General features: G+C 65.8%; 28 protein-coding genes and 1 pseudogene. 21 read left to right on the top strand and 8 right to left on the bottom strand.

The features are described from left to right. Positions 1 to 57 precede the first annotated feature (57 nt). The 6 genes and pseudogenes from ppk2 (at position 58) to radC (ending at position 7,208) form a co-directional block, all read left to right on the top strand. Complete coding sequence (ppk2, locus tag N5K27_RS10690) at positions 58 to 921, top strand: polyphosphate kinase 2 (protein WP_023087280.1); 864 nt, start codon at positions 58 to 60, stop codon at positions 919 to 921. A 32-nt stretch (positions 922 to 953) separates the two neighbouring features. Next, on the top strand, positions 954 to 3,419 hold the full coding sequence (locus N5K27_RS10685) for a heavy metal translocating P-type ATPase (protein ID WP_213155053.1): 2,466 nt from the start codon (positions 954 to 956) through the stop codon (positions 3,417 to 3,419). A gap of 31 nt (positions 3,420 to 3,450) precedes the next feature. Next, positions 3,451 to 3,837 (top strand): annotated as a pseudogene (locus N5K27_RS10680) (MFS transporter); the annotation flags it as partial. 170 nt (positions 3,838 to 4,007) lie between these two features. Then, complete coding sequence (locus N5K27_RS10675) at positions 4,008 to 5,213, top strand: site-specific integrase (RefSeq protein ID WP_279816319.1); 1,206 nt, start codon at positions 4,008 to 4,010, stop codon at positions 5,211 to 5,213. Further along, entirely contained in the window at positions 5,210 to 6,373 is a 1,164-nt protein-coding gene (locus N5K27_RS10670) for a PDDEXK nuclease domain-containing protein (protein ID WP_009523253.1), read from the top strand. The genes N5K27_RS10675 and N5K27_RS10670 overlap by 4 nt, the downstream gene beginning before the upstream one ends. 325 nt (positions 6,374 to 6,698) lie before the next feature. After that, on the top strand, positions 6,699 to 7,208 hold the full coding sequence (radC, locus tag N5K27_RS10665) for a DNA repair protein RadC (RefSeq protein WP_009523254.1): 510 nt from the start codon (positions 6,699 to 6,701) through the stop codon (positions 7,206 to 7,208). 39 nt (positions 7,209 to 7,247) lie between these two features. Here radC and arsH read toward each other — a convergent pair whose 3' ends face one another. From arsH to N5K27_RS10635, 6 genes are read right to left on the bottom strand one after another with little or no spacing between them, the layout of a single operon-like run. Further along, positions 7,248 to 7,970, bottom strand: a complete 723-nt coding sequence (gene arsH, locus N5K27_RS10660) for an arsenical resistance protein ArsH (RefSeq protein ID WP_009523255.1) — start codon at positions 7,968 to 7,970, stop codon at positions 7,248 to 7,250. Then, positions 7,963 to 8,385: an arsenate reductase (glutaredoxin) gene (gene arsC, locus N5K27_RS10655; protein WP_009523256.1), complete on the bottom strand. Its 423-nt coding sequence runs from the start codon at positions 8,383 to 8,385 to the stop codon at positions 7,963 to 7,965. Before arsC ends, arsH begins: the two co-directional genes overlap by 8 nt. A 13-nt stretch (positions 8,386 to 8,398) precedes the next feature. After that, the gene (arsB, locus tag N5K27_RS10650; RefSeq protein WP_009523257.1) at positions 8,399 to 9,484 is read right to left on the bottom strand and encodes an ACR3 family arsenite efflux transporter; all 1,086 of its coding nucleotides are present in this window, start codon (positions 9,482 to 9,484) and stop codon (positions 8,399 to 8,401) included. 10 nt (positions 9,485 to 9,494) lie between these two features. Continuing rightward, the gene (locus N5K27_RS10645) at positions 9,495 to 9,992 is read right to left on the bottom strand and encodes an arsenate reductase ArsC (RefSeq protein WP_009523258.1); all 498 of its coding nucleotides are present in this window, start codon (positions 9,990 to 9,992) and stop codon (positions 9,495 to 9,497) included. Between the two features lie 12 nt (positions 9,993 to 10,004). Continuing rightward, on the bottom strand, positions 10,005 to 10,475 hold the full coding sequence (locus N5K27_RS10640; RefSeq protein ID WP_009523259.1) for an ArsI/CadI family heavy metal resistance metalloenzyme: 471 nt from the start codon (positions 10,473 to 10,475) through the stop codon (positions 10,005 to 10,007). Between the two features lie 12 nt (positions 10,476 to 10,487). Further along, positions 10,488 to 10,817 (bottom strand): helix-turn-helix domain-containing protein, encoded by a 330-nt coding sequence (locus N5K27_RS10635; RefSeq protein WP_009523260.1) that lies wholly within the window; start codon positions 10,815 to 10,817, stop codon positions 10,488 to 10,490. 381 nt (positions 10,818 to 11,198) lie between these two features. On the opposite strand from N5K27_RS10635, the gene N5K27_RS10630 reads away from it, so the two are divergent. From N5K27_RS10630 to N5K27_RS10605, 6 genes are all read left to right on the top strand, one after another. Beyond that, complete coding sequence (locus N5K27_RS10630) at positions 11,199 to 11,591, top strand: ATPase (RefSeq protein ID WP_270174175.1); 393 nt, start codon at positions 11,199 to 11,201, stop codon at positions 11,589 to 11,591. 776 nt (positions 11,592 to 12,367) lie between these two features. Then, complete coding sequence (locus tag N5K27_RS10625; RefSeq protein WP_009523263.1) at positions 12,368 to 13,198, top strand: DUF932 domain-containing protein; 831 nt, start codon at positions 12,368 to 12,370, stop codon at positions 13,196 to 13,198. Between the two features lie 65 nt (positions 13,199 to 13,263). Next, positions 13,264 to 15,318, top strand: coding sequence for a ParB/RepB/Spo0J family partition protein (locus N5K27_RS10620; protein ID WP_279816310.1), 2,055 nt, complete (start codon positions 13,264 to 13,266; stop codon positions 15,316 to 15,318). A 62-nt stretch (positions 15,319 to 15,380) separates the two neighbouring features. Continuing rightward, a complete protein-coding gene (locus tag N5K27_RS10615; RefSeq protein WP_023110658.1) occupies positions 15,381 to 15,590 on the top strand; it encodes a hypothetical protein in 210 nt (69 codons plus the stop codon). Between the two features lie 765 nt (positions 15,591 to 16,355). Further along, a complete protein-coding gene (locus N5K27_RS10610) occupies positions 16,356 to 16,670 on the top strand; it encodes a DUF736 domain-containing protein (RefSeq protein WP_004883051.1) in 315 nt (104 codons plus the stop codon). 87 nt (positions 16,671 to 16,757) lie between these two features. After that, positions 16,758 to 16,976, top strand: a complete 219-nt coding sequence (locus N5K27_RS10605) for a hypothetical protein (RefSeq protein WP_103790875.1) — start codon at positions 16,758 to 16,760, stop codon at positions 16,974 to 16,976. Here N5K27_RS10605 and N5K27_RS10600 read toward each other — a convergent pair. Next, positions 16,973 to 17,266 (bottom strand): helix-turn-helix transcriptional regulator, encoded by a 294-nt coding sequence (locus tag N5K27_RS10600; protein WP_064717570.1) that lies wholly within the window; start codon positions 17,264 to 17,266, stop codon positions 16,973 to 16,975. The genes N5K27_RS10605 and N5K27_RS10600 overlap by 4 nt on opposite strands. A gap of 118 nt (positions 17,267 to 17,384) precedes the next feature. On the opposite strand from N5K27_RS10600, the gene N5K27_RS10595 reads away from it, so the two are divergent. The 9 genes from N5K27_RS10595 to N5K27_RS10555 all read left to right on the top strand — a co-directional run bounded on the left by N5K27_RS10595 (position 17,385) and on the right by N5K27_RS10555 (position 25,046). Then, a complete protein-coding gene (locus N5K27_RS10595) occupies positions 17,385 to 17,936 on the top strand; it encodes a DUF2958 domain-containing protein (RefSeq protein WP_004883053.1) in 552 nt (183 codons plus the stop codon). Between the two features lie 343 nt (positions 17,937 to 18,279). Then, the gene (locus N5K27_RS10590; RefSeq protein ID WP_004883055.1) at positions 18,280 to 19,047 is read left to right on the top strand and encodes a DUF2285 domain-containing protein; all 768 of its coding nucleotides are present in this window, start codon (positions 18,280 to 18,282) and stop codon (positions 19,045 to 19,047) included. A 112-nt stretch (positions 19,048 to 19,159) separates the two neighbouring features. Next, the gene (locus tag N5K27_RS10585; protein ID WP_004883058.1) at positions 19,160 to 19,444 is read left to right on the top strand and encodes a helix-turn-helix domain-containing protein; all 285 of its coding nucleotides are present in this window, start codon (positions 19,160 to 19,162) and stop codon (positions 19,442 to 19,444) included. A 14-nt stretch (positions 19,445 to 19,458) separates the two neighbouring features. Beyond that, positions 19,459 to 20,313 (top strand): replication initiator protein A, encoded by an 855-nt coding sequence (locus N5K27_RS10580; protein ID WP_347944627.1) that lies wholly within the window; start codon positions 19,459 to 19,461, stop codon positions 20,311 to 20,313. A gap of 265 nt (positions 20,314 to 20,578) precedes the next feature. Beyond that, positions 20,579 to 21,217 (top strand): ParA family partition ATPase, encoded by a 639-nt coding sequence (parA, locus tag N5K27_RS10575; protein ID WP_279816299.1) that lies wholly within the window; start codon positions 20,579 to 20,581, stop codon positions 21,215 to 21,217. Beyond that, positions 21,214 to 21,489, top strand: a complete 276-nt coding sequence (locus N5K27_RS10570; RefSeq protein WP_004883063.1) for a hypothetical protein — start codon at positions 21,214 to 21,216, stop codon at positions 21,487 to 21,489. The genes parA and N5K27_RS10570 overlap by 4 nt, the downstream gene beginning before the upstream one ends. After that, complete coding sequence (locus tag N5K27_RS10565; protein WP_100185504.1) at positions 21,486 to 22,031, top strand: DUF2840 domain-containing protein; 546 nt, start codon at positions 21,486 to 21,488, stop codon at positions 22,029 to 22,031. Before N5K27_RS10570 ends, N5K27_RS10565 begins: the two co-directional genes overlap by 4 nt. After that, positions 22,028 to 22,627 (top strand): S26 family signal peptidase, encoded by a 600-nt coding sequence (locus N5K27_RS10560; protein WP_100185505.1) that lies wholly within the window; start codon positions 22,028 to 22,030, stop codon positions 22,625 to 22,627. The genes N5K27_RS10565 and N5K27_RS10560 overlap by 4 nt, the downstream gene beginning before the upstream one ends. A 436-nt stretch (positions 22,628 to 23,063) precedes the next feature. Beyond that, complete coding sequence (locus N5K27_RS10555) at positions 23,064 to 25,046, top strand: relaxase/mobilization nuclease and DUF3363 domain-containing protein (protein WP_279816292.1); 1,983 nt, start codon at positions 23,064 to 23,066, stop codon at positions 25,044 to 25,046. Here N5K27_RS10555 and N5K27_RS10550 read toward each other — a convergent pair. Continuing rightward, positions 25,039 to 26,416, bottom strand: a 1,378-nt coding sequence (locus N5K27_RS10550) for a patatin-like phospholipase family protein (protein ID WP_279816289.1), incomplete at its 5' end; no start/stop codon positions are given. The two genes, N5K27_RS10555 and N5K27_RS10550, sit on opposite strands and share 8 nt — an antisense overlap.

Below are 26,416 nucleotides of genomic sequence, written 5' to 3'. Positions count from 1 at the left end.
GCCGGGCGTCGACACACGCAATGCTGATCGCCTGCGACCAGACCTAACGGAGAACCCATGGCAAAGAACAAGAAGGGTGCCAAAGGCGCCAAGCACAAGGCCGATGTGGACGGCACCGGCACTGCCCACGGCTCAGCGCGCGACGAGACAGCGACACGCTCGATCGGCCGCGAGGACTACGAAGCACAGTTGCACATGCTGCAGATCGAACTGGTGAAACTGCAGCGGCATTTCATCAAATGCAACGACCGTATCCTGATCCTCTTGGAGGGAAGGGACGGCGCAGGCAAGGACGGCAGCATCAAGCGGCTGGTCGAACACCTGAGTCCTCGGGAAACACGGGTCGTCGCGCTAGGAAAGCCCTCCGACCGGGATCGCACGGGCTGGTACTTCCAGCGCTACGTCCCGCACCTGCCGGTTGGCGAAGAGCTCGTGGTGTTCAACCGCAGTTGGTACAACCGTGCGGGCGTGGAACCGGTGATGGGCTTCTGTACCGCCGAGGAGCACGAGGAATTCATGAACTCAGTGCCCAAGTTCGAGGAGATGTTGGTCAACTCCGGCATCAAGCTGCTGAAGTATTACCTCGACATCGGCAAGAAGGAGCAGAGCCGCCGGCTCGGGGAACGCCGCCGTGATCCCCTCAAACAGTGGAAGTCGAGCCCGGTGGATGCCGTCGCGCTGAAGCACTGGGACGGCTATACACGGGCGCGCGACGAGATGTTCATGCGCACCCATACGGCCGCAGCGCCCTGGTCTGTCGTGCACGGCGACAACAAACGGTTGGCGAGGCTCAACCTGATCAGAGACATCCTCTCCCGGCTGCACTACGCCGGCAAGAAGCACAAGGTCATCGCTCCCGACCGGGAGATCGTCTTCGAGTTTTCGCAGGACTGCCTGGACTCGGGCCGACTCGCTCGTTGAGACCACGTACACAGCGAACAGGAAGAACATCCATGAAGTCGATCAACGTTGAAGTCGGAGGGCTCGTATCGAGCCTGAGCGCGGAGGGAGTACGCCGCAAGCTGCTGCAGCTTCCCGGCGTCCATCATGCAGATGTCAACTATGTTGCGGGAAGCGCAACGGTCCATCTCGATGAGGGACAACTCAGTGTCGAGGATCTGCGCCAGCGCATCGCCGAATGCGGCTATCACTGCCGTGGCGAGCAGACGCCCAAGCACGTGTGCGCGCCCGCCGCTGGCGTCTCTGCCGACCCCAGCCATGCGGTGCACGGCCATCACGGCGCACCCGCACGTCAGGCGCAAGAGATGGGGCATGAGGGGCACCACGCGCATGCCCCCGCCACGGCCGCACGCGCGAAGGCTGCGGCCACGACGCCCGCCGCCCATGCTGCGCACCAGGCCCACGCAGGCGACCCTGCGATGGCCGACATGATGCACGACATGGGCCACGGGTCGGGCTCGATGCAGGACATGGCCCGGGACATGCGCAATCGCTTCTTCGTGGCCCTGGTCTTCGCCATTCCCGTGTTCTTCTATTCCCCGATGGGGAAGATGTTCGGCGACTTCCAGACGCCGTTCGGGCTGGACGACAAGCTCTTTCTTTTCTTCCTCGCAAGTGCCGCGATCATCTATCCAGGTTGGCCTTTCTACGTGGCGGCGTGGCGCGCGCTACGCAACGGCGTCGCCAACATGGCCACGTTGGTCGTGCTGTCGGTGGGCACCGGCTACCTGTTCAGCATCGGCGCGACCTTCTTCTACGAGGGTGAGGTGTTCTATGAAGCGGCATCGGTGCTGCTGGCCTTCATCCTGCTGGGGCACTGGCTGGAGATGCGCGCCCGCGCGGGCGCATCCGACGCGATTCGCGCGTTGATGGATCTCGCCCCGCCCATGGCCACGGTCGTGCGCAACGGGGTGGAGACCAAGGTACCGACCGCCGAGGTTGCAGCCGGCGAACTGGTCGTGATCAAGCCCGGCGACAAGATCCCGGTGGACGGCGAGATCGTCGAGGGCGCGTCGCAAGTGGACGAGTCGATGCTGACGGGCGAGTCCATGCCGGTCAAGAAGGGCGTGGGCAGCACCGTCGTAGGCGCCAGCATCAACAAGAGCGGAAGCTTTCGCTACAAGGCCACGAAGGTCGGCGCGGACACGGCCTTGGCGCAGATCGTCAAGCTGGTCCAGGAGGCCCAGAACTCGAAGGCCCCCGGCCAGCTGCTGGCCGACCAGGCATCCCAGTGGCTGGTGCTGGCGGCGATCGTGATTGGCCTGCTGACCTTCAGCGTCTGGTACTGGGTGATGGGACAGACATTGCTGTTCGCACTCACCTTGACCATCACCGTGTTCGTGATCGCCTGCCCTGACGCGCTGGGGCTGGCCACCCCGATGGCCATCATGGTCGGGACCGGGCTGGGCGCAATGAACGGCATTCTCTTCAAGAATGCGGCCGCATTGGAGAACGCCACCAAGTTGACGGTCGTGGTGTTCGACAAGACCGGCACCTTGACACTGGGGCAGCCCGATGTCGTCGAGATGGTGGCCGCGCCCGGTGTCGAGGAGACGCGGCTTCTGGCGACGGCCGCCGCGGTGGAGAAGTTCTCCGAGCACCCCCTCGCGCTCGCAGTGCTCAAGCGTGCGGGAGACATGCCGACGGAGGTCACCGAGAACTTCACCAACATCGATGGGCAAGGCGCACGGGCCACTATCGGGGGCGAGACGGTGCTCCTGGGCAACCGGCTGCTGATGCAGTCGGAACAGGTGGATCTGGCCCCCCTTGCCAGCGAGGCGGCGCGGCTGCAAGGCGGGGGGCGCACTGTGGTCCACGTCGCGCGCGGTGGCCGGCTGATCGGCCTCATCGCGATCGCCGATGCCGTGCGGCCGACCTCGCGCGAGACGATCGCCAAGCTGCAGGCACGCGGCGTGAAGGTCGCGATGCTGACCGGGGACAACCAGGCGACCGCCGAGCGCATCGGCAAGGAACTGGGTATCGACATCGTGCTTGCGGATGTGTTGCCCGGGCAGAAGGCCTCCAAGATCAAGGAACTGCAGCAGCAGGGTCACAAGGTCGGCATGGTCGGCGACGGCATCAACGACGCTCCGGCGCTGACGCAGGCCGACGTGGGCTTTGCGATTGGCGCGGGGACGGACGTTGCGATGGAAAGCGCCCAGGTGGTGTTGATGAAGAGTGACCCCTACGACGTGGTCGGGGCCATCGAACTGTCCCGGGCGACGCTGCGCAAGATGCACCAGAACCTCTGGTGGGCCGTGGCCTACAACGTGATCGCCTTCCCGCTGGCGGCCGGGGTGCTGTATCCGTTCACCTTGTCGCCCGAGGTCGCCGCATTGTCCATGTCGGGCAGTTCCGCGATCGTCGCGATCAATGCGCTGATGCTCAAGCGCACGCGCCTGCCGGGGATCAAGCGCGTGACGTCGCGTGCCAGTGTCCCAGCGGCCGCGTCAGCCTGAGCGGCGGGCCACCATGGTAGAGAGCCGCGCCATGCGATCACCGCGCGAATCCGGGCCCACCCGCCAGCAAGACCTCGGCGTCGCGCAGCTGGGTTGGCTCGCTGCGGCCGTATTCGTCGTCTCGGCCGGATATGGGGCACTGATGCCCTTGATCCCCGACTGGCTGCGGCCCTTGATGGGCGACGCGGATCCTGCGGCGCTTGCGCGCCATGTCGGCTACCTCAGCGGCATCTACACGGCGGGCATCCTGCTGGGTGCGCCCCTGTGGGGCATGCTGGCGGACAGGCTGGGGCGTGCCCGCGTGTTGCTGGTGGGCCTGATCGGCTACGTGGCCAGCCTGCTCCCGCTGCTGCGCCCCGAGTCCCTGGGCGTGGTCGGCATCTATGCGCTGCGCGGCGCGACGGGCTTTTTTGTTTCACGATGACTCCAGCCCGACATTTCGCTGGACTGCGCTGTAGCCCGATACAGCAGGTTTATCAATAACTTACGCGCGTCCATCATATGCCGGTGCTTTCTGAAACCTGACCCGCTTTCCCCTCGCGCCGCTCCTATCTGGCTCCTGGAATCGGGTCGTTCCAAGGAGTCATCATGGCAAAGATCAAGCTCACGAAGACCGCCGTAGAGGCGGCACAACCCCAGGCCACGGCCATCGAACTGCGGGATACCGTGGTGCCTGGATTCCTCTGCAAGATCACCCCGGCGGGCCGTCGGGTGTTCATGCTCCAGTACCGCACGAACGCCGGGGAACGCCGCAAGCCCGCCTTGGGTTTGTTCGGGGAACTGACTGTTGAACAGGCCCGCGTCATGGCCCAAGACTGGCTGGCCGAGGTTCGCCGGGGCGGCGACCCCGGCGGCGCCAAGGCCGAGGCGCGCAATGCGCCTACGATGGCCGAGTTGTGCAAGAAGTTCATGGAGGACTACTCCAAGAAGCGCAACAAGCCCAGCACGCAGGACGGCTACCAGGGCGTCATCGACCGCTGCATCGTCCCGCTGCTGGGCCGCAAGAAGGTGCAAGACGTGAAGCGGCCCGACATTGCCGGCCTGATGGAGAAGCTGGCCTACAAGCCGACCGAAGCGAACAAGGCTTTCGGCGTGCTGCGCAAGATGTTCAACCTGGCCGAAGTGTGGGGCTTCCGCCCGGACGGCACGAATCCGTGCCGCCACGTTCCGATGTACCCGCCTGGCAAGGAAACCCGGCTCATCGTGGACGATGAACTGGTGCGCGTCTTCCGCCAGTTGGAGAAGCTGGAAGTGGAGGGACTGGAGAACTACGTCATCCCGCTGGCGATCCGGCTGCAATTCGAGTTCGCTGCGCGTCGCTCCGAAATCTGCCCGCTCGAATGGGATTGGCTGGATTTCGAGGGGCGGCGAGTGAAGTGGCCTGACAGCAAGACCGGCGGCATGTCCAAGCCCATGAGCGCGGAAGCCTATCGGCTGCTTTCGACGGCTCCGCGTCGGGAGGGCTGCCCCTATGTCCTGCCTTCGCCCAACGACCCGGACAAGCACCTGACCTTCGGCGAGCACTACGGCGGCTGGTGCCGAGTGCTCAAGGCCGCTGGCGTGCCGCACGTTGGCACGCACGGCATCCGCCACCGCTCGGCGACGGACATTGCCAATTCCGGCGTCCCCATCAAGGTCGGCATGGAGCTGACCCAGCACAAGACCGTCGCGCAGTTCATGCACTACGTCCACACCGAGGACAAGCCCGTCCGCGATGCGGCCGAGCTGGTAGCCAGCCGGCGGCAGGCCATCACGGGTGCGCGGCAGAGTCAGCCGCAGGAGGCAACAGCATGAACAGCAAGAAATCGGCCGCAGTGGCGGTCAAGCCTGCCGCCTTGCCTGCCGGCTACGCCGGCATCCACGGCGGCATCGTGGAACTGCTCGACGCTGCACGCCGTGCAACGGCGCGCAGCGTCAATGCGCTGATGACCGCCAGCTATTGGGAAATCGGCCGCCGCATCGTGGAGGCCGAGCAGCAGGGCAAACGCCGCGCAGGGTACGGCGAGCAGTTGATCGAACGGCTGTCTGCCGACTTGACTGCGCAGTTCGGGCGTGGGTTCAGCCGCCCGAACTTGCAGCAGATGCGGTCGTTCTTCCTGACCTGGCCAATTCGCCAGACAGTGTCTAGCGAATCTTCTCTAGCGCCGTCGCAAGGGCATTTCCTGCTGGCGCAGGGCCGCCCTGGGCGGCTGGACGAACTGGCCCATGTCTTCCCCTTGCCGTGGTCGGCCTATGTGCGGCTGCTGATGGTCAAGGACGACCACGCGCGCCAATTCTACGAAGCCGAAGCCCTGCGCGGCGGCTGGAGCGTGCGCCAGCTCGACCGGCAGATCGGCAGCCAGTTCTACGAGCGCACGGCGCTGTCGAAGAACAAGGCGGCGATGCTGGTCAAGGGCGCCGTGCCGAAGCCGGACGATGCCGTGACGGTCGGTGATGCGATCAAAGATCCGTATGTGCTGGAGTTCCTCGACCTCAAGGACGAGTATTCGGAATCCGACCTCGAACAAGCCTTGATTCGACGGCTGGAGGATTTCCTGCTGGAGCTTGGCGACGGCTTCACCTTCGTCGGGCGGCAGCGTCGCTTGCGCATTGACCAGACGTGGTATCGCGTCGATCTGCTGTTTTTCCATCGGCGCTTGCGCTGCCTGGTCATCATCGACTTGAAGCTCGGTGCGCTGACGCATGCCGATGTGGGCCAGATGCACTTGTATTGCAACTATGCGAAGGAACACTGGACGTTCCCCGAGGAAAATCCGCCCGTGGGCCTGATCCTCTGCGCCGACAAGGGACACGCCTTGGCGCGGTACGCGCTGGAAGGCTTGCCCAATAAGGTGATGGCGGCGAACTACAAGATGGTGCTGCCGGATGCCGAAGTGCTGCAAAAGGAACTGGAGAACACGCGGCGGCTGATCGAATCTCGCGTGACCATGCTTCCCAAGAAGCGCAAGCAATAACCGGGCGTCTCGGCGTGCCGCCGTCGGGCTCGCGGGCTGCGCCCCGCGCTTCGTGCCGAATCGCGGCCATCCGGCTTTGATCCCTGACGCCTTCGGCCCTTGCGGGCCTGCGCGCTGCGCTTGCTCAAAGGCAGGTGTGTGCAGTGGGCGGGGTGTGGGCGGTCTTGCTGTTCCCTTCACCGTATCACGGCGTTCTCGCCGTCAAGGGCAGCGCGCGCTTTGGCGCGCTTGCGTCCTGGCGGCCGTCTGCGACCCCTGACTGCTTGCGCTGCGCCGTGCTCCCGACGGTTCCGGGCAATTCCGCCCGAGCAACCGGAGCACGATTATGTCGCAACTGTCCTTTTCCTCGTTCGATGTCTCGCTGATGGTGCGCGATGCGCAGGGCCGCTACCTGCTGGCGACGACTGACCAGATTCTGGAGGCTGCGCGCCAGGCCATTGAGCACAAGATGCAGCGCGGTGAAGCGTTCAGTTCGCCGGCGGCGGTCAAGGAGTACCTGTGCGCCAAGCTGGCGGGCTTCGAGCATGAGGTGTTCGCCGTGCTGTTCCTCGATACGCAGCATCGCCTGATCGAATACGTCGAGATGTTCCGCGGCACCATCGACAGCGCATCGGTGCATCCGCGCGAAGTGGTCAAGGAGGCGCTGCGGCTCAATGCGGCGGCGGTCATCGTTTCGCACAACCATCCGAGCGGCAACCCCCAGCCGAGCAGGGCCGATGAGGCGCTGACCCAACGGCTCAAGGAGGCGCTGACGCTGGTGGACGTGCGCGTGCTCGATCACATCATCGTGGCCGGGAGCCGCACCGCGTCATTCGCCGAACGCGGCCTACTTTGATCCTTGGGGGCTTCGGCCCCCTTTTTGCTGCGACGGTGGTCAGATCGCCGCTTGATTGACGCGCCGGCTCAGTGCCTCGGCGCTTTCCTTGCGCTCGCTGTACCTGTCCACGAGGTACGGCGCCACGTCGCGCGTGAGCAGCGTGAACTTCATCAACTCCTCCATCACGTCCACGATGCGGTCGTAGTAGGCCGAGGGCTTCATGCGCCCGGCCTCGTCGAACTCCTGGTACGCCTTGGCGACCGAGGACTGGTTGGGGATGGTCAGCATGCGCATCCAGCGGCCCAGCACGCGCATCTGGTTCACGGCATTGAAGGACTGTGAGCCGCCCGAAACCTGCATCACCGCCAGCGTCTTGCCCTGCGTCGGGCGCACCGCGCCGACGGACAGCGGAATCCAGTCGATCTGCGTCTTCATCAATCCGGTCATCGCGCCGTGGCGCTCGGGCGAACTCCACACCATGCCTTCGGCCCACTGCGCCAATTCGTGCAGTTCCTTGACCTTGGGGTGATCGGCCGGTGCGTCGTCCACCAGCGGCAAGCCCGAGGGATTGAACATGCGCGTCTCGCCGCCGAGCGCGCGCAGGATGCGCGCCGCTTCCTCGGCGGCCAGGCGGCTGAACGAACGCTCGCGCAGCGAGCCGTAGAGCAGCAGGAAGCGCGGCGCGTGCGTTGCGCGCTCGGGTGTCAGCAGTCGCTGGGTATCGGGCTGTTGGAACAGCGCGGTGTCGATATTGGGCAGGTCGATTCTGATTTCAGACACGGCGACCTTCCGCGTCCACGACCGCTTCGCCGTCCTCCTTGTTGAACGCGCCGCGCTGCGGCTGCGGCAGGATGTCCAGCACGGCCTCCGAGGGGCGGCACAGGCGCGTGCCCAGCGGCGTGACCACGATGGGGCGATTGATGAGGATGGGGTGCTGGAGCATGAAGTCGATCAGTTGCTCGTCGCTCCACTTCGGGGCATCGAGGCCCAGTTCCGCATAGGGCGTGCCCTTCTCGCGCAGCACCGTGCGCACCGGCACGTTCATCGCGGCGATCAACGCCGTTAGCGTTTCGCGGTCAGGCGGTGTCTTCAGGTACTCGATGACCGTGGGCTCTTCGCCGCTGTTGCGGATCAGGGCCAGCACGTTGCGCGACGTGCCGCAGTCGGGGTTGTGATAGATCGTGATGTTGCTCATGGAAAATTCTTGGTTATCTCTGGACAGGGTTCGGGCCGCACTCGTACCAGCCCTTGCTTTGGTTGACGATCCGAACCACCAGCAGCATCACCGGCACCTCGATCAGCACGCCGACCACGGTGGCCAGCGCCGCGCCGGACTGGAAGCCGAACAGGCTGATGGCGGCGGCCACGGCCAGCTCGAAGAAGTTGCTGGCGCCGATCAGTGCCGACGGGCAGGCGATGCTGTGCTGCTCGCCCGCCTTGCGGTTGAGCCAGTAGGCCAGGCCGGAATTGAAGAACACCTGGATCAGGATCGGCACCGCCAGCATGGCGATCACCAGCGGCTGGCGCAGGATGGCCTCGCCCTGGAAGGCGAACAGCAGCACCAGCGTGAGCAGCAGTGCGGCGATCGACAGCGGCCCGATGCGCTCCAGTGCGGCATCGAAGGCCGCTTGACCCCGGCGCAGCAGCGCGCGTCGCCAGAGCTGCGCGAGGATCACCGGGATGACGATGTACAGAGCCACCGACACCAGCAATGTCGCCCACGGCACGGTGATGGACGACAGCCCGAGCAGCAGGCCGACGATGGGGGCGAAGGCGAACACCATGATCGTGTCGTTCAAGGCCACCTGCGACAGCGTGAACACGGGGTCGCCGCCGGTCAGCCGGCTCCAGACGAACACCATCGCCGTGCAGGGCGCGGCGGCGAGCAGGATCAAGCCCGCAACGTAGCTGTCGAGCTGGTCGGCGGGCAGCCATTGCGCGAAGACCTGGCGGATGAAGATCCAGGCCAGCAGCGCCATCGAGAAGGGCTTGACCGCCCAGTTCACGAACAGCGTGACGCCGATGCCGCGCCAGTGCTGCTTGACTTGGCCCAGCGCGCCGAAGTCCACCTTGAGCAGCATTGGAACCACCATCACCCAGATCAAGAGGCCCACGGGCAGGTTGACCTGGGCGATCTCCATGCGGCCGATGGACTGGAACACGCCCGGCGCGAACTGGCCGAATGCGATACCGGCGGCGATGCACAGCAGCACCCAGACGCTCAGGTAGCGCTCGAACAGGCTCATGGGCTGCGGTGCCTGCGCGGGCCGCAGCGCTTCAGGGGTTGCGCTCATCGCGTCGGCCTCACTTCGTACCGATGCCGCGCAGCTCGTGCTGCAGCGACATGGCATCCAGGCGCTGAATCGGCAGCGACAGGAACAGTTCGATGCGCCGGCGCAAGGTCAGCGCCGCATCCGTGAATGCCCTGCGCTTTTGCTCGTCGGTGCCTTCGACGGCTGCGGGATCGGGCACGCCCCAATGCGCCGACATGGGCCGTCCCGGCCAGACCGGGCAGACCTCGCCGGCGGCGTTGTCGCAGACCGTGAAGATGAAATCCAGCTCCGGCGCACCGGGCGCCGCGAACTCGTCCCAGTTCTTGCTGCGGTAGCCGGTGGCCGGCATGTGCAGCCGCTCCAGCGTGGCGAGTGCCAGCGGGTGGATTTCGCCCTTGGGGTGGCTGCCCGCCGAGTAGGCGCGGAAACGCCCTTGGCCCAGTTGGTTGAGAATGCCTTCGGCCAGGATGGAGCGGGCCGAATTGCCCGTGCAGATGAACAGGGCGTTGTAGGTTTTGTCTGTGGTCATGGGGGCCTCGTATCAGCAGCAGGAGGAAGCCGACTTCACCGCAACGCCTACCGGCTTGCCGCGCGTCGGGGCGCAGCAGGCAGCGGTGGAATTCGCTGCAGGCGCTGCTTCGTTGAAGACCGGGATGTTGCCCAGCGTGTGGAAATGCTCCCAGGCCACACCCTGCGGGTCGGTGATCCAGTGCTTCTCGCTGCGCGCGTAGCAGCAGGTGGTGGTGCCTTCGTCCAGCAGCGCCATGTCGGCCGCCTCGGCGCGGGCCTTCAGCACGGCCAATTCCTCGGCATCGTCGGTCTGGATGCCCAGGTGGTCGATGCCCGGCTTGTTGCCGCGCGTGGAAATGGCGAAGTTGACCGGCGGGTCTTCGAGCATCCATTTGGCGTAGTCGCCTTCGATGCGCGCGGGCTGCGCGGCGAATAGTTGGGAATAGAAGCCGATGCTGCGGTTCAGGTCATCGACGTGCAGGTGGACGTGGAAGCGCTTCATGGAGTGATCCTTTCAGCAGGAGGTACAGGCGGAGGAGGAATCATTGGCCTCGCACACGCCGCCCTGGCAGCAGTGCTCGGTCAGGTAGCCGATGAGGCCATTCATGTGGCCGTACTCGGCGCGGTAGATCAGGTTGCGGCCCTGCTGCTCGATGGTGACCAGGCCCGCATGGGCCAGCTCCTTCAGGTGGAAGGACAGGGAGTTGCGGGCCACGTCGAGCTGATCGGCCAGCACGCTGGGCGTCAATCCTTCGGGGCCGGCGACGACCAGGGCGCGGAACACGCGCAGACGCTGGGTGTGGGCCAGGGCACCGAGGGCGGAAACGGCTTGGGTCTCGTTCATGTTTCGATAATACAACATTTATTGAATCATTGAGCGCAGCCAAGTCATCCATGCGTGCATCTCGGCGTGCCGCCGTCGGGTTCGCGGGCTGCACCCCGCGCTTCGTGCCGAATCGCGGCCATCCGGCTTTGACCCCTGATGCCTGCGGCCCGGCCCGTCGATCTGGGCCTGCGCGCTGCGCTTGCCGAAAACCGGGGTACGTGGAGGTGGGAGGGAGGCGGTCTTGCTGTCCCCTTCACCGTATCACGGCGTTCTCGCCGTCAATGACTGCGCGTGCAAGCACGCTTGCGGCCTGGCGGCCGTCTTCGATCTTTGACTGCTTGCGCTGCGCCGTGAGGGCGACGGTTCCGGGCAATTCCGCCCGTGCAACCGGAGATCGTCATGAGCGACAAATCACACGTTTCACTCGAACAGCATGTTTGCCTCGTTTGCGGCACGGCGTTCGATACCGGCGCCATCCTGCTGGACAAGCGCCTGCGCGCGAGCATGGAGCGCCATACGGCGACCGGCTGGGGCCTGTGCCCCAAGCATCAGAAGCTGGCCGACGATGGCTTTGTGGCGCTGGTCGAATGCGATCCGCAGCGCAGCGGTTCGCAGGCCGGCGGGCGCATGAAGCCCGAGCAGGCGTATCGGACGGGCCGACTGGCCCATCTGCGGCGCACGGTGTTCGCGCGGATGTTCAACGTACCGATCGCGGACGAGCAGGCTTGCGTGTTCGTTGAGCCTGACGTGATTGAGCAGTTGCAGTCGATGACGGCGCCGGCGGCGAGCTGATCGCGCCGCGCTGCCTTCGGTGCGTCGTTCCTTCGGGAGCGGCGCACCTTTCTTCTTGCTGCGCCCGGTGCCGATGCCGTCACGCCTGCGGCGCTGCGCGCTGCGCTTGCCTCCAGGGGAAAGCCCTGCGGGCTATCCCCGCCGCGCAGGCTTGGCGCCCCTCGAAGACCGCCGACCCGGCTGCGCCGGATCGGCCAGACCGCATTCGTAACAGATTCGCGGTGCCTTACGTGCGCTCGTCCTGACCCTGTTGCTAATTCGGCTTTGAAGTCTGGGCGTCCCCGGCCACCTGGGAGATGGCCGGTCGCGCTGTCGTGCTTCGCATCGAGCCGCCTGCGGCGTCTCGCCCCTGTCGGGCTTCCATCGTTCCCTCGCTCCGCTCGGCTGACGCCTCCGGCCCGGCTTCCAGCTTCGGGCCTGCGCGCTTCGCTTGCCGTGCGGTTCGGCACACAGGGATGGCCGTTGCCATGTCCAGCCGTCTTCCCTGACTTCATCACCTTGTCCGCGACTGTAGCCCGCGGCCATGTGCCGTCAAGGCGCGCCAGGCCGTGTCCTCGCTGCGCTGCGGGCCGCACCAACCTGGCGCTTGTTTCCTTGACGGCCCCCGTCCACGGGCTCCCTTTCGTCGCGGGCGATGAACTCAGGAAAGACGGTGGCAACAGGGCCAACCGGGTTCCTCGTGCCGACCGCACCGAACAGCCGAAAGGCTGGGCTCCGAATCTAGGAATCCGGTGTGCGGTGTGAACAGCAAACCTCTTTTTGTCAGGAGAAAGACCATGCAACTCGCATCCCGTTTCGCTTCCCGTTCCCCCTCGCTGCGCAGCGATTACCCGCTGTCCGATGACCAGATTCACCGCGTAGCCCCGTCCATCTTTGCGGACGCTCCGCATGAGAGCCGTTCGGAGCGGTACGCCTATATCCCCACGGCTGCCGTACTGACCGAGCTTCGCAAGGAGGGGTTTCAACCCTTCATGGTGACGCAGACCCGCGTGCGCGATGAAGGCAAGCGCGAGTACACCAAACACATGCTGCGCCTGCGCCACGCCAGCCAGATCAACGGCGCGGAAGCCAACGAAATCGTGCTGCTGAATTCGCACGACGGTACGAGCAGCTATCAGATGCTGGCCGGACTGTTCCGTTTCGTTTGCAGCAATGGCCTTGTCTGCGGCGACACCGTGGCCGATGTGCGCGTGCCCCACAAAGGCGATGTTTCCGGGCATGTCATCGAAGGCGCTTACGAAGTCTTGCACGGCTTCGACCGAGTGAAGGAATCCCGCGATGCCATGCGCGCGATCACGCTAGACGAAGGCGAGGCCGAAGTGTTCGCCCGTTCCGCGCTGGCCCTCAAGTACGACCCCACGGACAACAAGCCCGCGCCCATCACCGAATCGCAAGTCCTGATGCCGCGCCGCTTCGACGACCGCCGCCCCGACCTGTGGAGCGTGTTCAACCGCACGCAGGAGAACTTGACCAAGGGCGGATTGCATGGCCGCAGCGCCAACGGACGCCGCCAGCAAACCCGACCCGTGCAGGGCATTGATTCCGATGTGCGCCTGAATCGCGCCCTCTGGATGCTGGCCGATGGCCTGCGCCAGTTGAAAGCCTGAACCGTTCCCCCGCCGGAGGGGCGGTTCCCCTCCATTCCCTTGTTTCACTCGATTGGAGATTCACCATGAACGCCATCACCCAAACCGGAGCCCGCGCCATCCAAGCCCCTGCGCTGGAAGCGGCCGACCCGACCAAGAACCTGATTCTGGTTCCGCTGTCGCAACTGGTGCTGCGCCCCACGGGCCGCAATGTGCGCAAGACCCCGCGCATGTCCATCCCCGAACTGGCCGCGAGCATCCAGCGCGTGGGCCTGCTGCAAAACCTGATCGTGATTGCATCCGCCGATGGCGAGCATTACGAGGTGGTCGCCGGTGGCCGTCGCCTCGCCGCGTTGAAGCTGCTGGTGAAGAAGCACCGTATCAGCAAGGAATGGGAGGTGCCTTGCCTGCTGGTGGCCGATGGCACGGCCCGCACGGCCAGCCTCACCGAGAACGTGCAGCGCGAAGCCATGCACCCGGCAGACCAGTTTGAAGCCTTCGCGGCGCTGGTGGCCGAAGGCCGTCCCATCGAAGACATTGCAGCGGATTTTTCCGTCACGCCGCTGGTGGTACAGCGCCGTTTGAAGCTGGCGAATGTCTCGCCGCGCCTGATGGGCGACTATCGCGCCGATGCCGTTACGCTCGATCAGTTGATGGCCTTGTCCATCACCGACGACCACGCCGCGCAGGAAGCCGCGTTCTACGATGCGCCGCAGTGGCAGCGCCAACCGTCCGCGCTGCGCGAACGCCTTACCGAGCGCGAGATTGACGCCTACCGGCATCCGCTGGTGCGCTTCGTCGGGCTGGACACCTACGAGGCTGCAGGCGGTGGCATCCGCCGCGACCTGTTCGCGGAAGGCGATGCGGGCGTGTATCTGACCGACGCCGCGCTGTTGGAACGGCTGGCGCAAGACAGGCTGGCAGGCATCGCCGCCACTGTCCGCACCGAGGGCTGGGCGTGGGTGGATGCCACGCCGGGCGTGACCCACGCCGATCTGCACGCCTTCCAGCGTGCGCCGAGGGAGCGGCGCGAGCCGAACAAGCGCGAAGCGCAGCGCATCGAGAAGCTGCAAGCCAAGATGCAGGATGTCGCCGAAGCGGTGGATGCCGCGATGGACGCCGACGACGAGGACAAGGCTGACGCCTTGCAGGAGGAAGGCGAAGCCTTGGGCGATCAGTTGCAGGCGCTGGAAGATGGCTTGCAGGACTACGGCGCGAACGTGAAGGCCGCAGCCGGTGCCATCGTCACCATCGACCGCAACGGCGAGGCCGTGATTCATCGCGGCCTGATGGGCGAGGCCGAAGCCAAGGCGCTGCGCACGCTGGAAAAGCTGCGCCAGGGTTTCAGCGACCCGGACGCCGCGAACGATGACGAGGGCGAGGACGGAGACGACGACAGGCAGCCCAAGACCGCCGCCATGTCCGACCGGCTGGCGCAACGCTTGAGCGCCCACCGCACCGCCGCGCTGCAAATCGAAGTCGCCCGGCATCCGCAAGCCGCGCTGGCCGCCGTGGTGCATGGCATGGTGCAGACCGTTTTGCAGGGCAGCCACTACGGCCACGACTTGCCGCTGGGCGTAAGCCTCAAAGTGCAAGACCGGCTGGAAGGCATGGCCCCGGACTTGCCCGAATCGCCCGCCGCCGTGGCGCTGCGCGAACTGCAACAGGTGGCGGGCGAAGCCTTGCCGGAGGACAGCGCCGAACTGTTCGCCGTGCTGCTGGCGAAGCCGCAAGATGAACTGGTGCGGCTGCTGGCCGTGTGCGTGGCTTCCACGGTGGACGTGGTGACACCCCGCGCCACGCCGCACCAGCGCGGCGCAGAACTGGCGCAGGCCGTGGGCCTCGACATGGCCGCATGGTGGAAGCCGACCGCAGAAGGCTACTTCAAGCATGTTTCCAAGGCCGTGATTCTGGATGCCGTGGCCGTGTTTGCACCGGATTCTGTAACCCGGCTGGCGAAGTTGAAGAAGGCCGACATTGCCAGCGAGGCCGAGCGGCTGGCCGATGGCACGGGCTGGATGCCCGCCATCTTCAAGGCCGCAGGCCCGCAGGATGCCGTGCAGGAAGAAGGCCCGGAGCAAAACGCCCCGGAGGATGCCGAGGCAATGGCGGATGAACCCGCCGAAGCACTGGCCGCTTGACCCGCACGGAAGGCAAGCGCCCCGGCCTCGACCGGGGCGCTTCGCTGCAAGGAGAAACCCCAATGACCCGCACCACGACCAGCCGCCCACGCATGGCGGCGACCTATGCCCCCGGTACGGTACGCGCCCGCCGCTGGCACGGCGAAGGCGACGTGCGCGGCTACCGTCCGCCTCGCGGCTGGACAGCCCGAGCCGACCTGACCGACTTTCACCCCATCACGGGCCGCGCCTTGCCGCGTGCCGTGTGGTGGATTATCGAAACCAAGGACTAACCCATCATTCACGCCAGCCCCAGTCCGTTCCGCCCTGGGGCTGGTGGTCAAAAATCCGGGCGCGGCGGTGGCCGCGCCCGGTTTCAAGGCCCAAAACCAAAACGCCCCTTCGCCGCCTTCGGGCGGGCGGCGAAGGGGCCGCGCACAAGCGGCCTTGTGCGCGAGAAACCACGAAGCCCACAAGTGCGGCGGCGCACCCCGCCGCCGGTGTTTGGACTGCGCCCCGCCGCAATGGGCGGGGCTTGTGGGGCTACGCCCCGGCTTGCTGCGGCAGGTTGTGCGAAAGCGTGCCGTCCTCGACGCTGGCGGTTCGTCGCCTGTACGTCACGAAGGACGGTTCACCGACACGCCGCCCGGCCTTGCAATGGAGCTTCCACGCCACGCCTCACGCAAAGGGCCGCAAGCAGCAGTAGGGACGCTTTCACCTTGTCGCTGGGCATTGTCCTTGCCCGTGTCAGGGCGCAGGCCGGTGAAGCCGTCGCGCGGGGATGCCGAGTCGGCCATGCCTCCATTCGGGAGCGGGCGGCCAGTACGTCCTTGTGTTGTTGTGAATCCTGGCGGTGGCTGGGCTTCATGGCCGCAACCTTCCAGCGAAAACAATTCCCCCTGCGCTGCGCGCATTCCTCGCGGGACAAATTCTTTTCGCTTCCAGGTTCTCCACGGTGTTGCGACCGCTGCGCGGTGCGGCCAGCCCATCCCCCGCCGGACGGATCACAACAAGGACGCACTGGCGCGACCTTGTTCAACCCGAAAGGAGAAATCATCATGGCTAACATCGGCACCTTCACCGCAGAGAAAGACGGCTTCACCGGCCAGCTCCGCACCCTGACCCTCAACTTCAAGGTCAAGCTGGTTCCCAACGACAAGGGCGAGAACGAAAGCGCCCCGGACTTCCGCCTGCAAGCGGCCGGCCACGACTTCGGCGCGGCGTGGAAGAAAACCAGCGAGGCCGGGCGGGATTACCTGTCGGTGGCCATCGACGATCCTTCATTCCCGGCGACGGTCTATGCCCGCCTGATCGAAGGCGAGAATGACACGCACGACCTCATCTGGTCGCGCAGCAAGCCCAAGGCGGCCTGACGGCCGCCCACCGCGCCCCGCCCATTGCGGCGGGGCGCGGTGCTGCTGATCGCAGCATCGCACGCACAGGGTTTCGGCAGTTGCCCCATGTCCCGCATGTCCAAGGCCAGCATTGCATTGGTGATGGTCGAATGGCTCGAAGCCCGTGGCAGTAGGAACAGCATGGCGTGTCGGCGCATTGCGCCGCCGGGCTTTCGGGCTGCGCCCCATGCCGCCAATGGCGTCATGTCCATTCGGCTTCAATCCCTCACGCCTTCGCGCCTGGCGGCGCTGCGCGCTCCGCTTGCGGGCATTCAGACGCGCTAGGGCGCGTCGCGCTCTTTCAGCACGGCCTCGAACTCCTGGCGCACCCGCGCCAGCAGTTCGTCGGCCTTGTGCGTGTCGTCGCCGGCGTAGGCCAGCGTCAACAGCGTCAGCGGATGCACTTCCATGACCTCGCACAGCTCGGTCAGCTTGTGCAGGGTCGGACTTTTCAAGTCGCGCTCCAGCGTACTCATATAGGTGCGGCTGGACACGTCGGAGAACGCTTCCTGGCTCAAGCCTCGCGCCTTCCTGACTGTCCGTATTGCCGTTGCCAATGAGTGTTTCGCTGTCACTAACTTGGTTTCCCCATAAAAACCAAGATGACAGCCCATTGCGCCCTATAGGGCTACAATCTATAGTGTTCATTCATGGCTGAAAGGCCCGCTTTCGTGCTTTTACGGAAATCCGCAGATGCGGATTCCGACAGAACCGGGGAATCGCATCCGTGTCTTTCCGGCTTCCGACAATTCCGCTTCGGCGCTTCTGTTCTTCTACGGATGCGATGGCTTGCACATCGGTGCTTCCACACGAATGCACGGATGCGTTTCGGCAGTTCTGCGCTTCGGCACCAAAGCGCATTCGCGCATCGTCGGTTTCGTGGAGAAGCTGCCCATGACCCTGCCGCTTGTCACCGCTGATGAACGCGCCCGGCTGCTGGCCCACGGCGCGGCGCTCGCCGCTGGTCAGCGGCTCGACCCGCTGCCCGTGGTGCGCTTGTTCACCCCGGACGCGCATGTGACCTGGCTGCTGGTGTCGCTCGACCCGGCGGATGGCGACACGGCCTACGGCCTGATCGACCTCGGTATCGGTATGCCTGAGCTCGGGATGGTCAAGCTGTCCGACCTGGCGGGCATCGTCGGGCCGCGCAAGCTGCCGGTGCGGCGGGATCGGTATTTCCAGGCGGTGCGCCCGTTATCGGAGTACGTCCGGCTGGCGCAGGAGAACGGCGCGATCACGGACTGATGAAAACCAGCGCGGCCTAGCCAGCCGGGGCGCATCGTGACTATTTCAATCTTGATCAAGACCGTGCAGGTCTGAATCCGCATTCTTGCACCGAAGTGGTGCGATCCTGTTGAAAACAGTCCTGATCTTGGGCGCGGGCTGCGGCACGGTGTTCGGTGCTGCGCGTCATTTTCCTGAAGGCGTAGCCGTCGCATTCAGACGATTTCCGCAACACGCAGAGCCAAATGGTCTTGACACCGACAGTTACAGCCTAACCAATTTTGATGACGACCTGATGGCATTTCGATAGTTCCCGCATCGCGGAAATCGTGGCGACGCATCCCAAACAGAGGGAGGTTTCGCCATGACTGATCGCAGCGCCGAACACTGGTATCCGACAGCGGCCTATCTCTACGTTCTGCACCTTGACGGCCCTGCGCTGGCGTGGGAATACCTGCGCCGAAATCCCGACTACCGCCGCGACTGGCTGCGCCGCCGCCGCCGGCCGGACACGGCGCAGGCGTGGGGCCTGCGCCTGCTGGAAGACCCAGCCCTGGATGCGCGCGACGCGCATCCGGCCTGGTTTCCCGATCACGATGCCGTCGTGCAGGTTTACCCGGACGATGACCCGCCACCCGAAGCCCATGCCTTCGAGTTCTGGCGCGTCCCTGGCCGCAAGCAACTGATCCACGACGGCAAGCGCCTGGTGCTGGTGTCGCATTGGCCCGGCTGCTGCCTGCGGCTCGCGCTCGCGCCGGGCCTGGAAGACGGCATGGCCTACCTCTACGCCACCCGCGCCTGCGCCACGCCCTGCGCGCGCTATCGCACGCTCGCGTCCGAGCTGGACGCATTGGCCGTGGCCACGGTTGCCACGCCTGCGGCGGCGGCCCGTTCCAGGCCCACGACGGCCGCGGTGCTGGAACTGCACACCTTGCAGACGCTCGACGCGACCCTGGCGGGCGCGTCATTGCGCGAAGTGGCCGAAGGGCTGTTCGGCGCCGATGCCGTCGCCGCCGACTGGCACAAGGACAGCGCCTTACGTGCCCGCGTGCGGCGGCTGGTACGTCGTGGCGATGCGCTGATGCGTGGCGGCTATCGCCGCCTGGCACAGCTTCCGCCGCCGTTGCAGTAGGGGGGGACGTTTCGCGTCCCCCGTAGATCGTCCCTTAGCAAGCAGCCTCGCTTTCTTGAAAGTGCCTCTAACCGGCCGCGTGGTGTGGCCGGGCTTGATGGAGGTACATCCCATGCGACCCGCTCCCTTGCGGCCTGCCGCCGCTGCTGTCGCTGCGCCTGCGCAGCCCCAACGCTACCTGACCAACGACGAAGCCGCCGAGTACCTGCGCCTGTCGCCACGCACGCTGGAGAAACAGCGCGTGATCGGCGGCGGCCCGAAGTTCCGCAAGTTCGGCCGCCGCGTCATGTACGCGGTGTCCGACCTCGATGCCTGGGCCGACCAGCGCAGCTACGAGGCGACTTCCGACCCGGAATATGCCGAACGCCACGCGGGCGATTACCGTGATGGCCGCTGATCGCTGGCGCGTGGGTGGCCGTCGCCATGTCCAGCCCGCCAGGGCAAGCCTTGCAGCGCGAACAGCTCGACCTGTTCCGCGCGCTGCCGGGCGACATGGCACCCCGCGACAGCCAGGACTTGATGGCCTTTCCGTTCTTCTCGCTGGCGAAGTCGCGGCGTACCGCGCCGATCGACTTCCGCGCCGGCGGCATCACCATCCGCGTGGAGGGTACGCAGGAGCACGGCATCGCAACGATATGGGATGCCGACCTGCTGATTTGGGCCGCCTCGCAGATCGTGGAGGCGCGCGACGCGGGCTTGCGCCCGTCGCGCTGGATACGCGCCACTCCCTACGAGATCCTGCGCTTCATCGGGCGCGGCACGTCTCTCAACGACTACCTGCGCCTGAAAGCCGCGCTCGACCGGCTGCAATCGACCACGGTGGCCACGTCCATCCGCGAAACCACGGGAAGGCGATTGCATCGCTTCTCGTGGATCAACGAGTGGAAGGAACTGGCCGATGCCAGCGGCGTGCCGCTGGGCATCGAACTGATCCTGCCGGACTGGTTCTATGCGGGCGTGCTCGATGCCGCCTTGGTGCTGACCATCGACCCAGCCTATTTCCGCTTGAAGGGCGGGATCGAGCGCTGGCTGTACCGCCTGGTGCGCAAGCACGGCGGCAAGCAGCCGGGCGGCTGGCAATTCGACTTCCGGTACCTGCACCGCAAGTCGGGCAGCGCTGCGCGCTTCTCCGACTTTGCTTACGACCTGCGCGTCCTGGTGGCGCGGCAGTCGCTGCCCGGTTACGTCCTGGGCATCGAGCGGATGCCGGACGACGGAATGGAGCTACTGACGTTCCGGCCCGTGCTGCACACGGCACGGGGATAAGTCGGGGAAAAGGTGTGGACGGCCTCGTGCTATCAGGAGTACCGGGTATCGTGCTATCGGGAGTACGCCTATCGTGCTATCAGGAGTACGAAAACGCCGGGAAGCCAATAACGGCGCGGGTTTGCGGCCCCTCTAACTTCCCTAACAAGAAATACATAACTTGTAGTAGAAGCGCGCCGTTTCGGTGGACAACCGCGAAACGGCACGGCGAACAGCGTTTTGCACGGCAGGCAAAGCTTGGCTTTCCAGTCTGGAGGGCCACGCCATGATCGTCGCGCTGCTCAACCAGAAAGGCGGCGTCGGCAAGACCACGCTTGCCACACACATCGCCGGCGAGCTGGCGCTACACGGCCAGCATGTCGTCCTGCTCGATGCCGACCCGCAGGGTTCATCTCTGGACTGGACACAGCGCAGAAGTCAGCAAGGCTTGCCACGGCTGTTCAGCGCCGTGGGCCTAGCCCGCGAAACGCTGCATCAGGAAGCGCCAGAACTCGCCAGGCGGGCCGATCACGTCATCATCGACGGCCCGCCGCGCATCGCCGCCCTGGCGCGCTCCGCGCTGCTGGCGGCCGAGCGCGTGCTGATCCCGGTGCAGCCCAGCCCCTACGATCTGTGGGCCAGTGCCGAGATGGTGGCGCTGATCCGCGAGGCGCAGGTGTTCCGGCCGCTGCTCCGCGCGGCCTTCGTCATCAACCGGCGCGTCAGCACCACCATCATCGGGCGCGAGGCGCGGCAATCGCTCGCCGAACAGCCGCTGCCCGCGCTGCGCTCGGAGGTGCATCAGCGCATCGTCTTCGCCGACAGCGTGGCCGCTGGCCGGCTCGCACGCGAGACAGCGCCCGACAGTGCCGCCGCCCGCGAAATCACCGCCCTGGTGGACGAACTGCTGCGGTGGCCGACATGACAGCGCAGCAGCCACCCAACAGCAAACGCACGGGCAAGCGCGTCGGCATCGGCGCACGTCCGCCCGCGAATCCGCACGCCGAGGCGTGGATTCGTCAGGGCGATGCCGACGCGCTGGGCAAAGGCGACCTCTACACGGCCCGCCTCACGCTCGACATCACGCCCGCCATGCGGGCGCGCATCAAGGTGTCGGCCTTCACGCAAGGCGTGACCGTGGCCGACCTGCTGCGCGGTCTGCTGGAGCGGGAGTTTCCACCGGAGAACACACCATGACCGCATCCGCTTTGCCTGCCGCGAACGCGGCACCGGCTGCGCTGCCGCTGCATCCCGTAGCACTCGCCGGACAGGCCGGCAACGTGCCGCTGACGCGCGTTTCGTTGGCCTATCTCGAACACCGCTTCAAGCTCTACCTGCGCTTCGGCGAACCCGCACGCACGCTGCGCCTGGACGACTGGCGGCGCTGCGCGGTGTTCCTGCCGAGCGCGATGTTCTGCCGCATCCGCTGGCAGGCCAACGACTACGGCACGATCCGCTGGCAACTCATGGTGATGCAGGCTTGCACACCGCTGGACGCGGCGCAGCGCATCCCCGGCGTGCAGCCGGGTGCACGCTTGCTGCTGCACGCCGAAGGCGATGCCAACGTGCGCGCCGTGCTGGAACGTATCGACGGCATCGAGGCGCTGGGCATCGCCGCCATCGACGTGTCGCCCGCGTACTGGTGCACGCTGGGCAACCGTCTTGCGGCTCGCCTTGCGCTGCCCGAATACAACGCCGAGCGGCATACCGCCTGGCTGGCCGGGAAGGTGCTGCCATGACGGCCCCGACCACCACGGCCAACGCGCCCGCCGTACCACCGCGTCCTCGCTCACGCCTGCGCGCTCGCATCGTGCTGGCGACACTGGCCGCCATCGGCTTCGCTGCGCTGACCTGGGCGGCTTTCGTGTCGCCGCTGCCGCGTCTGACCTACAACCCGTCCGACAGCGTGGCGGTCGGTTGGTATCGCATTGACCCGTTCGACCCGCGCACCGCCTCATTGCCACGCCCGTTGTCCGTGGACAACATCGTGCTGGTGCCGCTTTCGGCCACGGCCGCCGCGCTCGCTGCGCAGCGCGGCTATCTGCCGACGCGCGTTCCGCTGCTCAAACGTGTGGGCGCGGTCGCGCCGCAACACGTCTGCATCGTCGCCGGTCAGGTACGCATCGACGGCGTGCCTTCCGCCGCCGTGCTGCCTGCCGACCGGCTGGGCCGGGCGCTGCCGTCCCTGCAACTTTGCCGCCGCCTCGAACCGGGCGAGCTGTTCCTGTTGAGCGTGACCAATCCAGCATCGTTCGACAGCCGTTACTTCGGCCCGGTCAGCGCATCCGCCGTGATCGGCATTGCGCATCCGGTGTGGCTGGAGATACGCCCATGATGGCCGCCGATTCGCTACGCTCCGGCGTGCCATCGGGCATGTCGTTCTCGCTGCTGCTGCCGTGTCGTCGCGGTTGCCGTGCTGGTGCATTCGCACCGCACGTCGCGCAGCATCCGGCGCAGCCGTCCAACGTGCAGGCGTCTTGCCTCGAACGCGCCCGGCCTGCGGCCATTGGCGCGTTCGCCGGCGCGCTGGCTGCTCACGCAGCAGCGCCGCCGGGCCGCCGGTGCCTGGAGCGACAGCGAAGGGCAAAGGCGGAAGGCAAGACAAAAGGACGCGGCACTGGGCCGCGTCGAAAGCCTGTCTGCACATGGGGGGAACACAGCACGGAGCGGCTTTGCCGCCGTGCCGCGTTCGGCGCGAGGGTCGCGCCAATGCAGGCATGCCCGCGTGCTTCGCACGACAGGACACGCCTGAGCTTGCCGGGAGAATGGCGATGACCGACCGCCGCGACGACGATTTCCGGGTGCGCCCCAGCGCCCCGAAGAACCGGGGCAAGGGCCAGGGGCAGAGCTTCGTTTCCAAGGTGCTCAAGCAGGCTGGCAAAGCCAGCAGCGGCAAGTCGGCGGTGCGCCGTCCTGGGGCCGCAGGCACCGGCCAGCGCCCCGGCTCTCGGCTCGGGCGCGGCCACACGGCAGCGCGCTTCGCCGGGGCGAAGCTAACGCCCATGTCGCGGCGCGTGACCATCAAGACCTTGCTGGTCAATCACCAGCGGGCCAGCCCGCAGTCGCTCGCCAAACACCTGCGGTACGTCGAGCGCGACGGCGCGGGCCGCGATGGCGAACCTGGCCAGGCCTACGGACCGCAGTCCGACGAAGCCGACCTGGACGCCTTCAAGGAACGCTGCGCCGATGACCGCCACCATTTCCGCTTCATCGTGTCCCCCGAAGACGGCGTGGAGCTGGACGACCTGCGCACCTACACCCGCCATCTGGTGAACCGCATGGAAGCCGACCTGGGCACACGGCTGGATTGGGTCGCGGTCGATCACTGGAACACCGACAACCCGCATACCCACTTGATCGTGCGCGGGCGCGACGACACCGGCAAAGACCTCATCATCGCGGGCGACTACATCGCACACGGCTTTCGCCATCGGGCCGCCGAACTGGCGACCGAATGGCTGGGGCCGCGCACCGAACTGGAGATCCACCAGACCTTGGGGCGCGAGGTCGAACAGGAGCGATGGACGAGCCTGGATCGCACCTTGCAGCGCGAGACCGGCGAGGATGGCCGGGTGCATGTCGAACGGCTCAACGAGCCGAGGTTGCAACGCCAGCGCCTGCTGCTGATCGGCCGCCTGCAACGCTTGCAGCGCCTGGGCCTAGCCGACGAGGTGCAGCCCGGCACCTGGGCCATTCATGCCGATGCCGAGAAGACCTTGCGTGCCCTGGGTGAGCGTGGCGACATCATCCGAACGATGCAGCGGGCCATGAGCGGCCAGCCGCGTGAGCTGGCGGTGTTCGAGCCGGGCGACGATGGTCGCAGCCTCATCGGCCGCGTGGCCGCGAAGGGGCTTGCCGATGAGTTGCACGACCGAGGCTATCTGATCATCGACGGCACGGACGGTAAGGCCCACTACGTTGCACTGAACGCCCGCGACGAACTGGCGAACTATCCCACGGGCGCTGTGGTAGAGGTGAAGGGTTCGACTGAGGTGCGCACGGCCGACAAGAACATCGCCTCGCTGGCGAGCGATGGCCTGTACCGCACCGATCATCACCTGGTAATCGAGCAGGGCCGGGCTACGCCCGGACGCGACCCGCAGGAAGTTGTCGCCGCCCACGTCCGGCGGCTGGAAGCCCTGCGCCGGGCCGGCGTCGTGGAGCGCGTGGCCGAAGGGCTATGGAAGGTGCCGGACGACATGGCCGAGCGTGGCCGTCAGTACGACGCGCAACGGCTGGGCGGTGTGTCCGTGGAGCTGAAAACGCATCTGCCCATCGAGCGGCAGGTGCGCGTGATCGGCGCGACTTGGCTCGACCAACAATTGATCGGCGGCGGTCGTGGGCTGGGCGAACTGGGCTTTGGCGGCGACGCCAAGCAGGCTATGCAGCAGCGCGCCAACTTCCTGGCCGAACAAGGGCTAGCCGAGCGGCGCGGGCAGCGCGTGATCCTTGCCCGGAATCTGCTGGGCACGCTGCGCAGTCGGGAACTGGCACAAGCCGCCAAGGACATTGCGGCGGAAACCGGCCTGGAACATCGCTCTGTCACAGACGGCCAGCGCGTCGCCGGCATTTACCGGCGCTCCGTCATGCTCTCCAGCGGGCGCTACGCGATGCTCGATGACGGCATGGGGTTCAGCCTAGTGCCGTGGCGGCCGGTGATTGAGCCGCGGCTGGGGCAACAGCTTGCCGCCAAGGTTATCGGCGGAAGTGCCTCTTGGGAACTCGGACGAAAGCCCGGTATCGGTATCACTTAAATATCAAGGGGAGCTGAGTCCTAGGCACTGTCTGCTTGCCCGTCGAGATTCTTTTTAAAGATTCAATCAGCGCCAGAAACTCCTCGGATTGCCTCAGTGCTTCGCTTCCCGCAGTTTGCAGGTCCAAGACATCCTTGGCCTCGATTGTGAAGGCTGTGGGCACGCGTAGCAGCGAGTGCCGGATCTTGTCGTCCGGCACGTCGTTCAGACTTACGCTTACTACATGGATTTCTGCGTCAGCTGCAAAGGGGCTGTCCGCTTGGCCACGGGTGCGAGCAATCTCGGAACGCCAGTGCTGCAGGTCGTCGTTAAGCATGGCCAGCGTCACCTGGGTCTCGCGAGCGCCTGCACCGAAGATCAGCGACTCAAGTACTTGCGTCGTACTGGGGACTCGGTCGCTACTGTCCACGCGCTCGCTCAGGCCGCGTTCGGAGTTCACAGTCACCAACACGAGTCGGCGCAGGCTTCCGGGCTTGACGTCCGAGAAGTTGGCGCTCATTGAGCCCGAGGCTACTAGCCGGTCTAGCATCAGACGTACGCCGAGGTTGTCGGAGACACCACCGTCTACGAGGTGGATAAAGGGCCGATCCTGCGCATTGCGGTAGCTGTCTATGCTGCTTTGCAGGATGCGTGATCTGAAATCTTGCCCACGGATAGGCAAAGATCGAAGAGGCGGCGGACAAGTATTCGCGTTGTTTCGTACCGTTACGGGCGACAGCAGCAGCGGCACTGCCGACGAGGCCGCCACCGCGAAAGACAGCGGCGTTGCATCGAGGTCGGAACAGATTAGCCGGAATTGCTCGGTGGTGAAATCGAAAGGGGCACCGGTCGTGAGGTCGGTTGCCGTGATCATCAGTTCGGGCGCGCCCGGTCGTCGGCGCACGTCACCAAAGGTGCGGCCTTCAAAAAGTTCGTCCAAGCGTTGAGCCAGGATCTGGCTGCGCCCAAACCAAGGTGAAGTTAGTCTATAAAGACGCTCAGGCCACAGAGCTTCACGTATGAGTCGCCCCTCAAAAGGCACAAGCAGAAAATCCGGCTCGAAACGAGTCAGCGTGGCATCGCCGAAGGCCGCGAAGTGCGCGGCAAGGATGCTGCCCCCCGACACTCCGCTGACCAGGAACACCTGATCCAACAGAGTGGTCTCCTGGCCCTCTAGCGCGAAGCGTGTGGCCTTGAGTTCGCGCAGCACGCCCAGGCCGAAGGCCGCCGCCCGAGCGCCCCCGCCTGACAGTGTCACCGCTACAACCACCGGTTGGTTGACCTCCGACGGCCTGATGCGTTGGTCGTTCTCGGCGAGAGACATTAAGGCGGCGTCGGAAAGTGTCGGGTTGATCCAAGGACGGTAAGTGGAACACCCTGTCAGAACTACC

It is taken from the genome of Pigmentiphaga sp. GD03639, from assembly GCF_029845405.1.
Lineage (GTDB): Bacteria > Pseudomonadota > Gammaproteobacteria > Burkholderiales > Burkholderiaceae_B > Pigmentiphaga > Pigmentiphaga daeguensis.
This window is presented reverse-complemented; position numbering and strand designations above follow the sequence as displayed.

Excerpts from the sequence above, each read along its gene's own strand:
- N5K27_RS10560 (WP_100185505.1), top strand. The coding sequence starts at position 22,028 with ATGACGGCCCCGACCACCACGGCCAACGCGCCCGCCGTACCACCGCGT.
- N5K27_RS10685 (WP_213155053.1), top strand. The coding sequence starts at position 954 with ATGAAGTCGATCAACGTTGAAGTCGGAGGGCTCGTATCGAGCCTGAGC.
- arsC (WP_009523256.1), bottom strand. The coding sequence starts at position 8,385 with ATGAGCAACATCACGATCTATCACAACCCCGACTGCGGCACGTCGCGC.
- arsB (WP_009523257.1), bottom strand. The coding sequence starts at position 9,484 with ATGAGCGCAACCCCTGAAGCGCTGCGGCCCGCGCAGGCACCGCAGCCC.
- N5K27_RS10630 (WP_270174175.1), top strand. The coding sequence starts at position 11,199 with ATGAGCGACAAATCACACGTTTCACTCGAACAGCATGTTTGCCTCGTT.
- N5K27_RS10585 (WP_004883058.1), top strand. The coding sequence starts at position 19,160 with ATGCGACCCGCTCCCTTGCGGCCTGCCGCCGCTGCTGTCGCTGCGCCT.
- N5K27_RS10565 (WP_100185504.1), top strand. The coding sequence starts at position 21,486 with ATGACCGCATCCGCTTTGCCTGCCGCGAACGCGGCACCGGCTGCGCTG.
- N5K27_RS10620 (WP_279816310.1), top strand. The coding sequence starts at position 13,264 with ATGAACGCCATCACCCAAACCGGAGCCCGCGCCATCCAAGCCCCTGCG.
- N5K27_RS10675 (WP_279816319.1), top strand. The coding sequence starts at position 4,008 with ATGGCAAAGATCAAGCTCACGAAGACCGCCGTAGAGGCGGCACAACCC.
- N5K27_RS10570 (WP_004883063.1), top strand. The coding sequence starts at position 21,214 with ATGACAGCGCAGCAGCCACCCAACAGCAAACGCACGGGCAAGCGCGTC.
- N5K27_RS10625 (WP_009523263.1), top strand. The coding sequence starts at position 12,368 with ATGCAACTCGCATCCCGTTTCGCTTCCCGTTCCCCCTCGCTGCGCAGC.
- N5K27_RS10615 (WP_023110658.1), top strand. The coding sequence starts at position 15,381 with ATGACCCGCACCACGACCAGCCGCCCACGCATGGCGGCGACCTATGCC.
- N5K27_RS10640 (WP_009523259.1), bottom strand. The coding sequence starts at position 10,475 with ATGAAGCGCTTCCACGTCCACCTGCACGTCGATGACCTGAACCGCAGC.
- N5K27_RS10605 (WP_103790875.1), top strand. The coding sequence starts at position 16,758 with ATGTCCCGCATGTCCAAGGCCAGCATTGCATTGGTGATGGTCGAATGG.
- N5K27_RS10595 (WP_004883053.1), top strand. The coding sequence starts at position 17,385 with ATGCGGATTCCGACAGAACCGGGGAATCGCATCCGTGTCTTTCCGGCT.
- N5K27_RS10590 (WP_004883055.1), top strand. The coding sequence starts at position 18,280 with ATGACTGATCGCAGCGCCGAACACTGGTATCCGACAGCGGCCTATCTC.
- N5K27_RS10610 (WP_004883051.1), top strand. The coding sequence starts at position 16,356 with ATGGCTAACATCGGCACCTTCACCGCAGAGAAAGACGGCTTCACCGGC.
- parA (WP_279816299.1), top strand. The coding sequence starts at position 20,579 with ATGATCGTCGCGCTGCTCAACCAGAAAGGCGGCGTCGGCAAGACCACG.
- ppk2 (WP_023087280.1), top strand. The coding sequence starts at position 58 with ATGGCAAAGAACAAGAAGGGTGCCAAAGGCGCCAAGCACAAGGCCGAT.
- N5K27_RS10645 (WP_009523258.1), bottom strand. The coding sequence starts at position 9,992 with ATGACCACAGACAAAACCTACAACGCCCTGTTCATCTGCACGGGCAAT.
- N5K27_RS10635 (WP_009523260.1), bottom strand. The coding sequence starts at position 10,817 with ATGAACGAGACCCAAGCCGTTTCCGCCCTCGGTGCCCTGGCCCACACC.
- radC (WP_009523254.1), top strand. The coding sequence starts at position 6,699 with ATGTCGCAACTGTCCTTTTCCTCGTTCGATGTCTCGCTGATGGTGCGC.
- N5K27_RS10555 (WP_279816292.1), top strand. The coding sequence starts at position 23,064 with ATGACCGACCGCCGCGACGACGATTTCCGGGTGCGCCCCAGCGCCCCG.
- N5K27_RS10670 (WP_009523253.1), top strand. The coding sequence starts at position 5,210 with ATGAACAGCAAGAAATCGGCCGCAGTGGCGGTCAAGCCTGCCGCCTTG.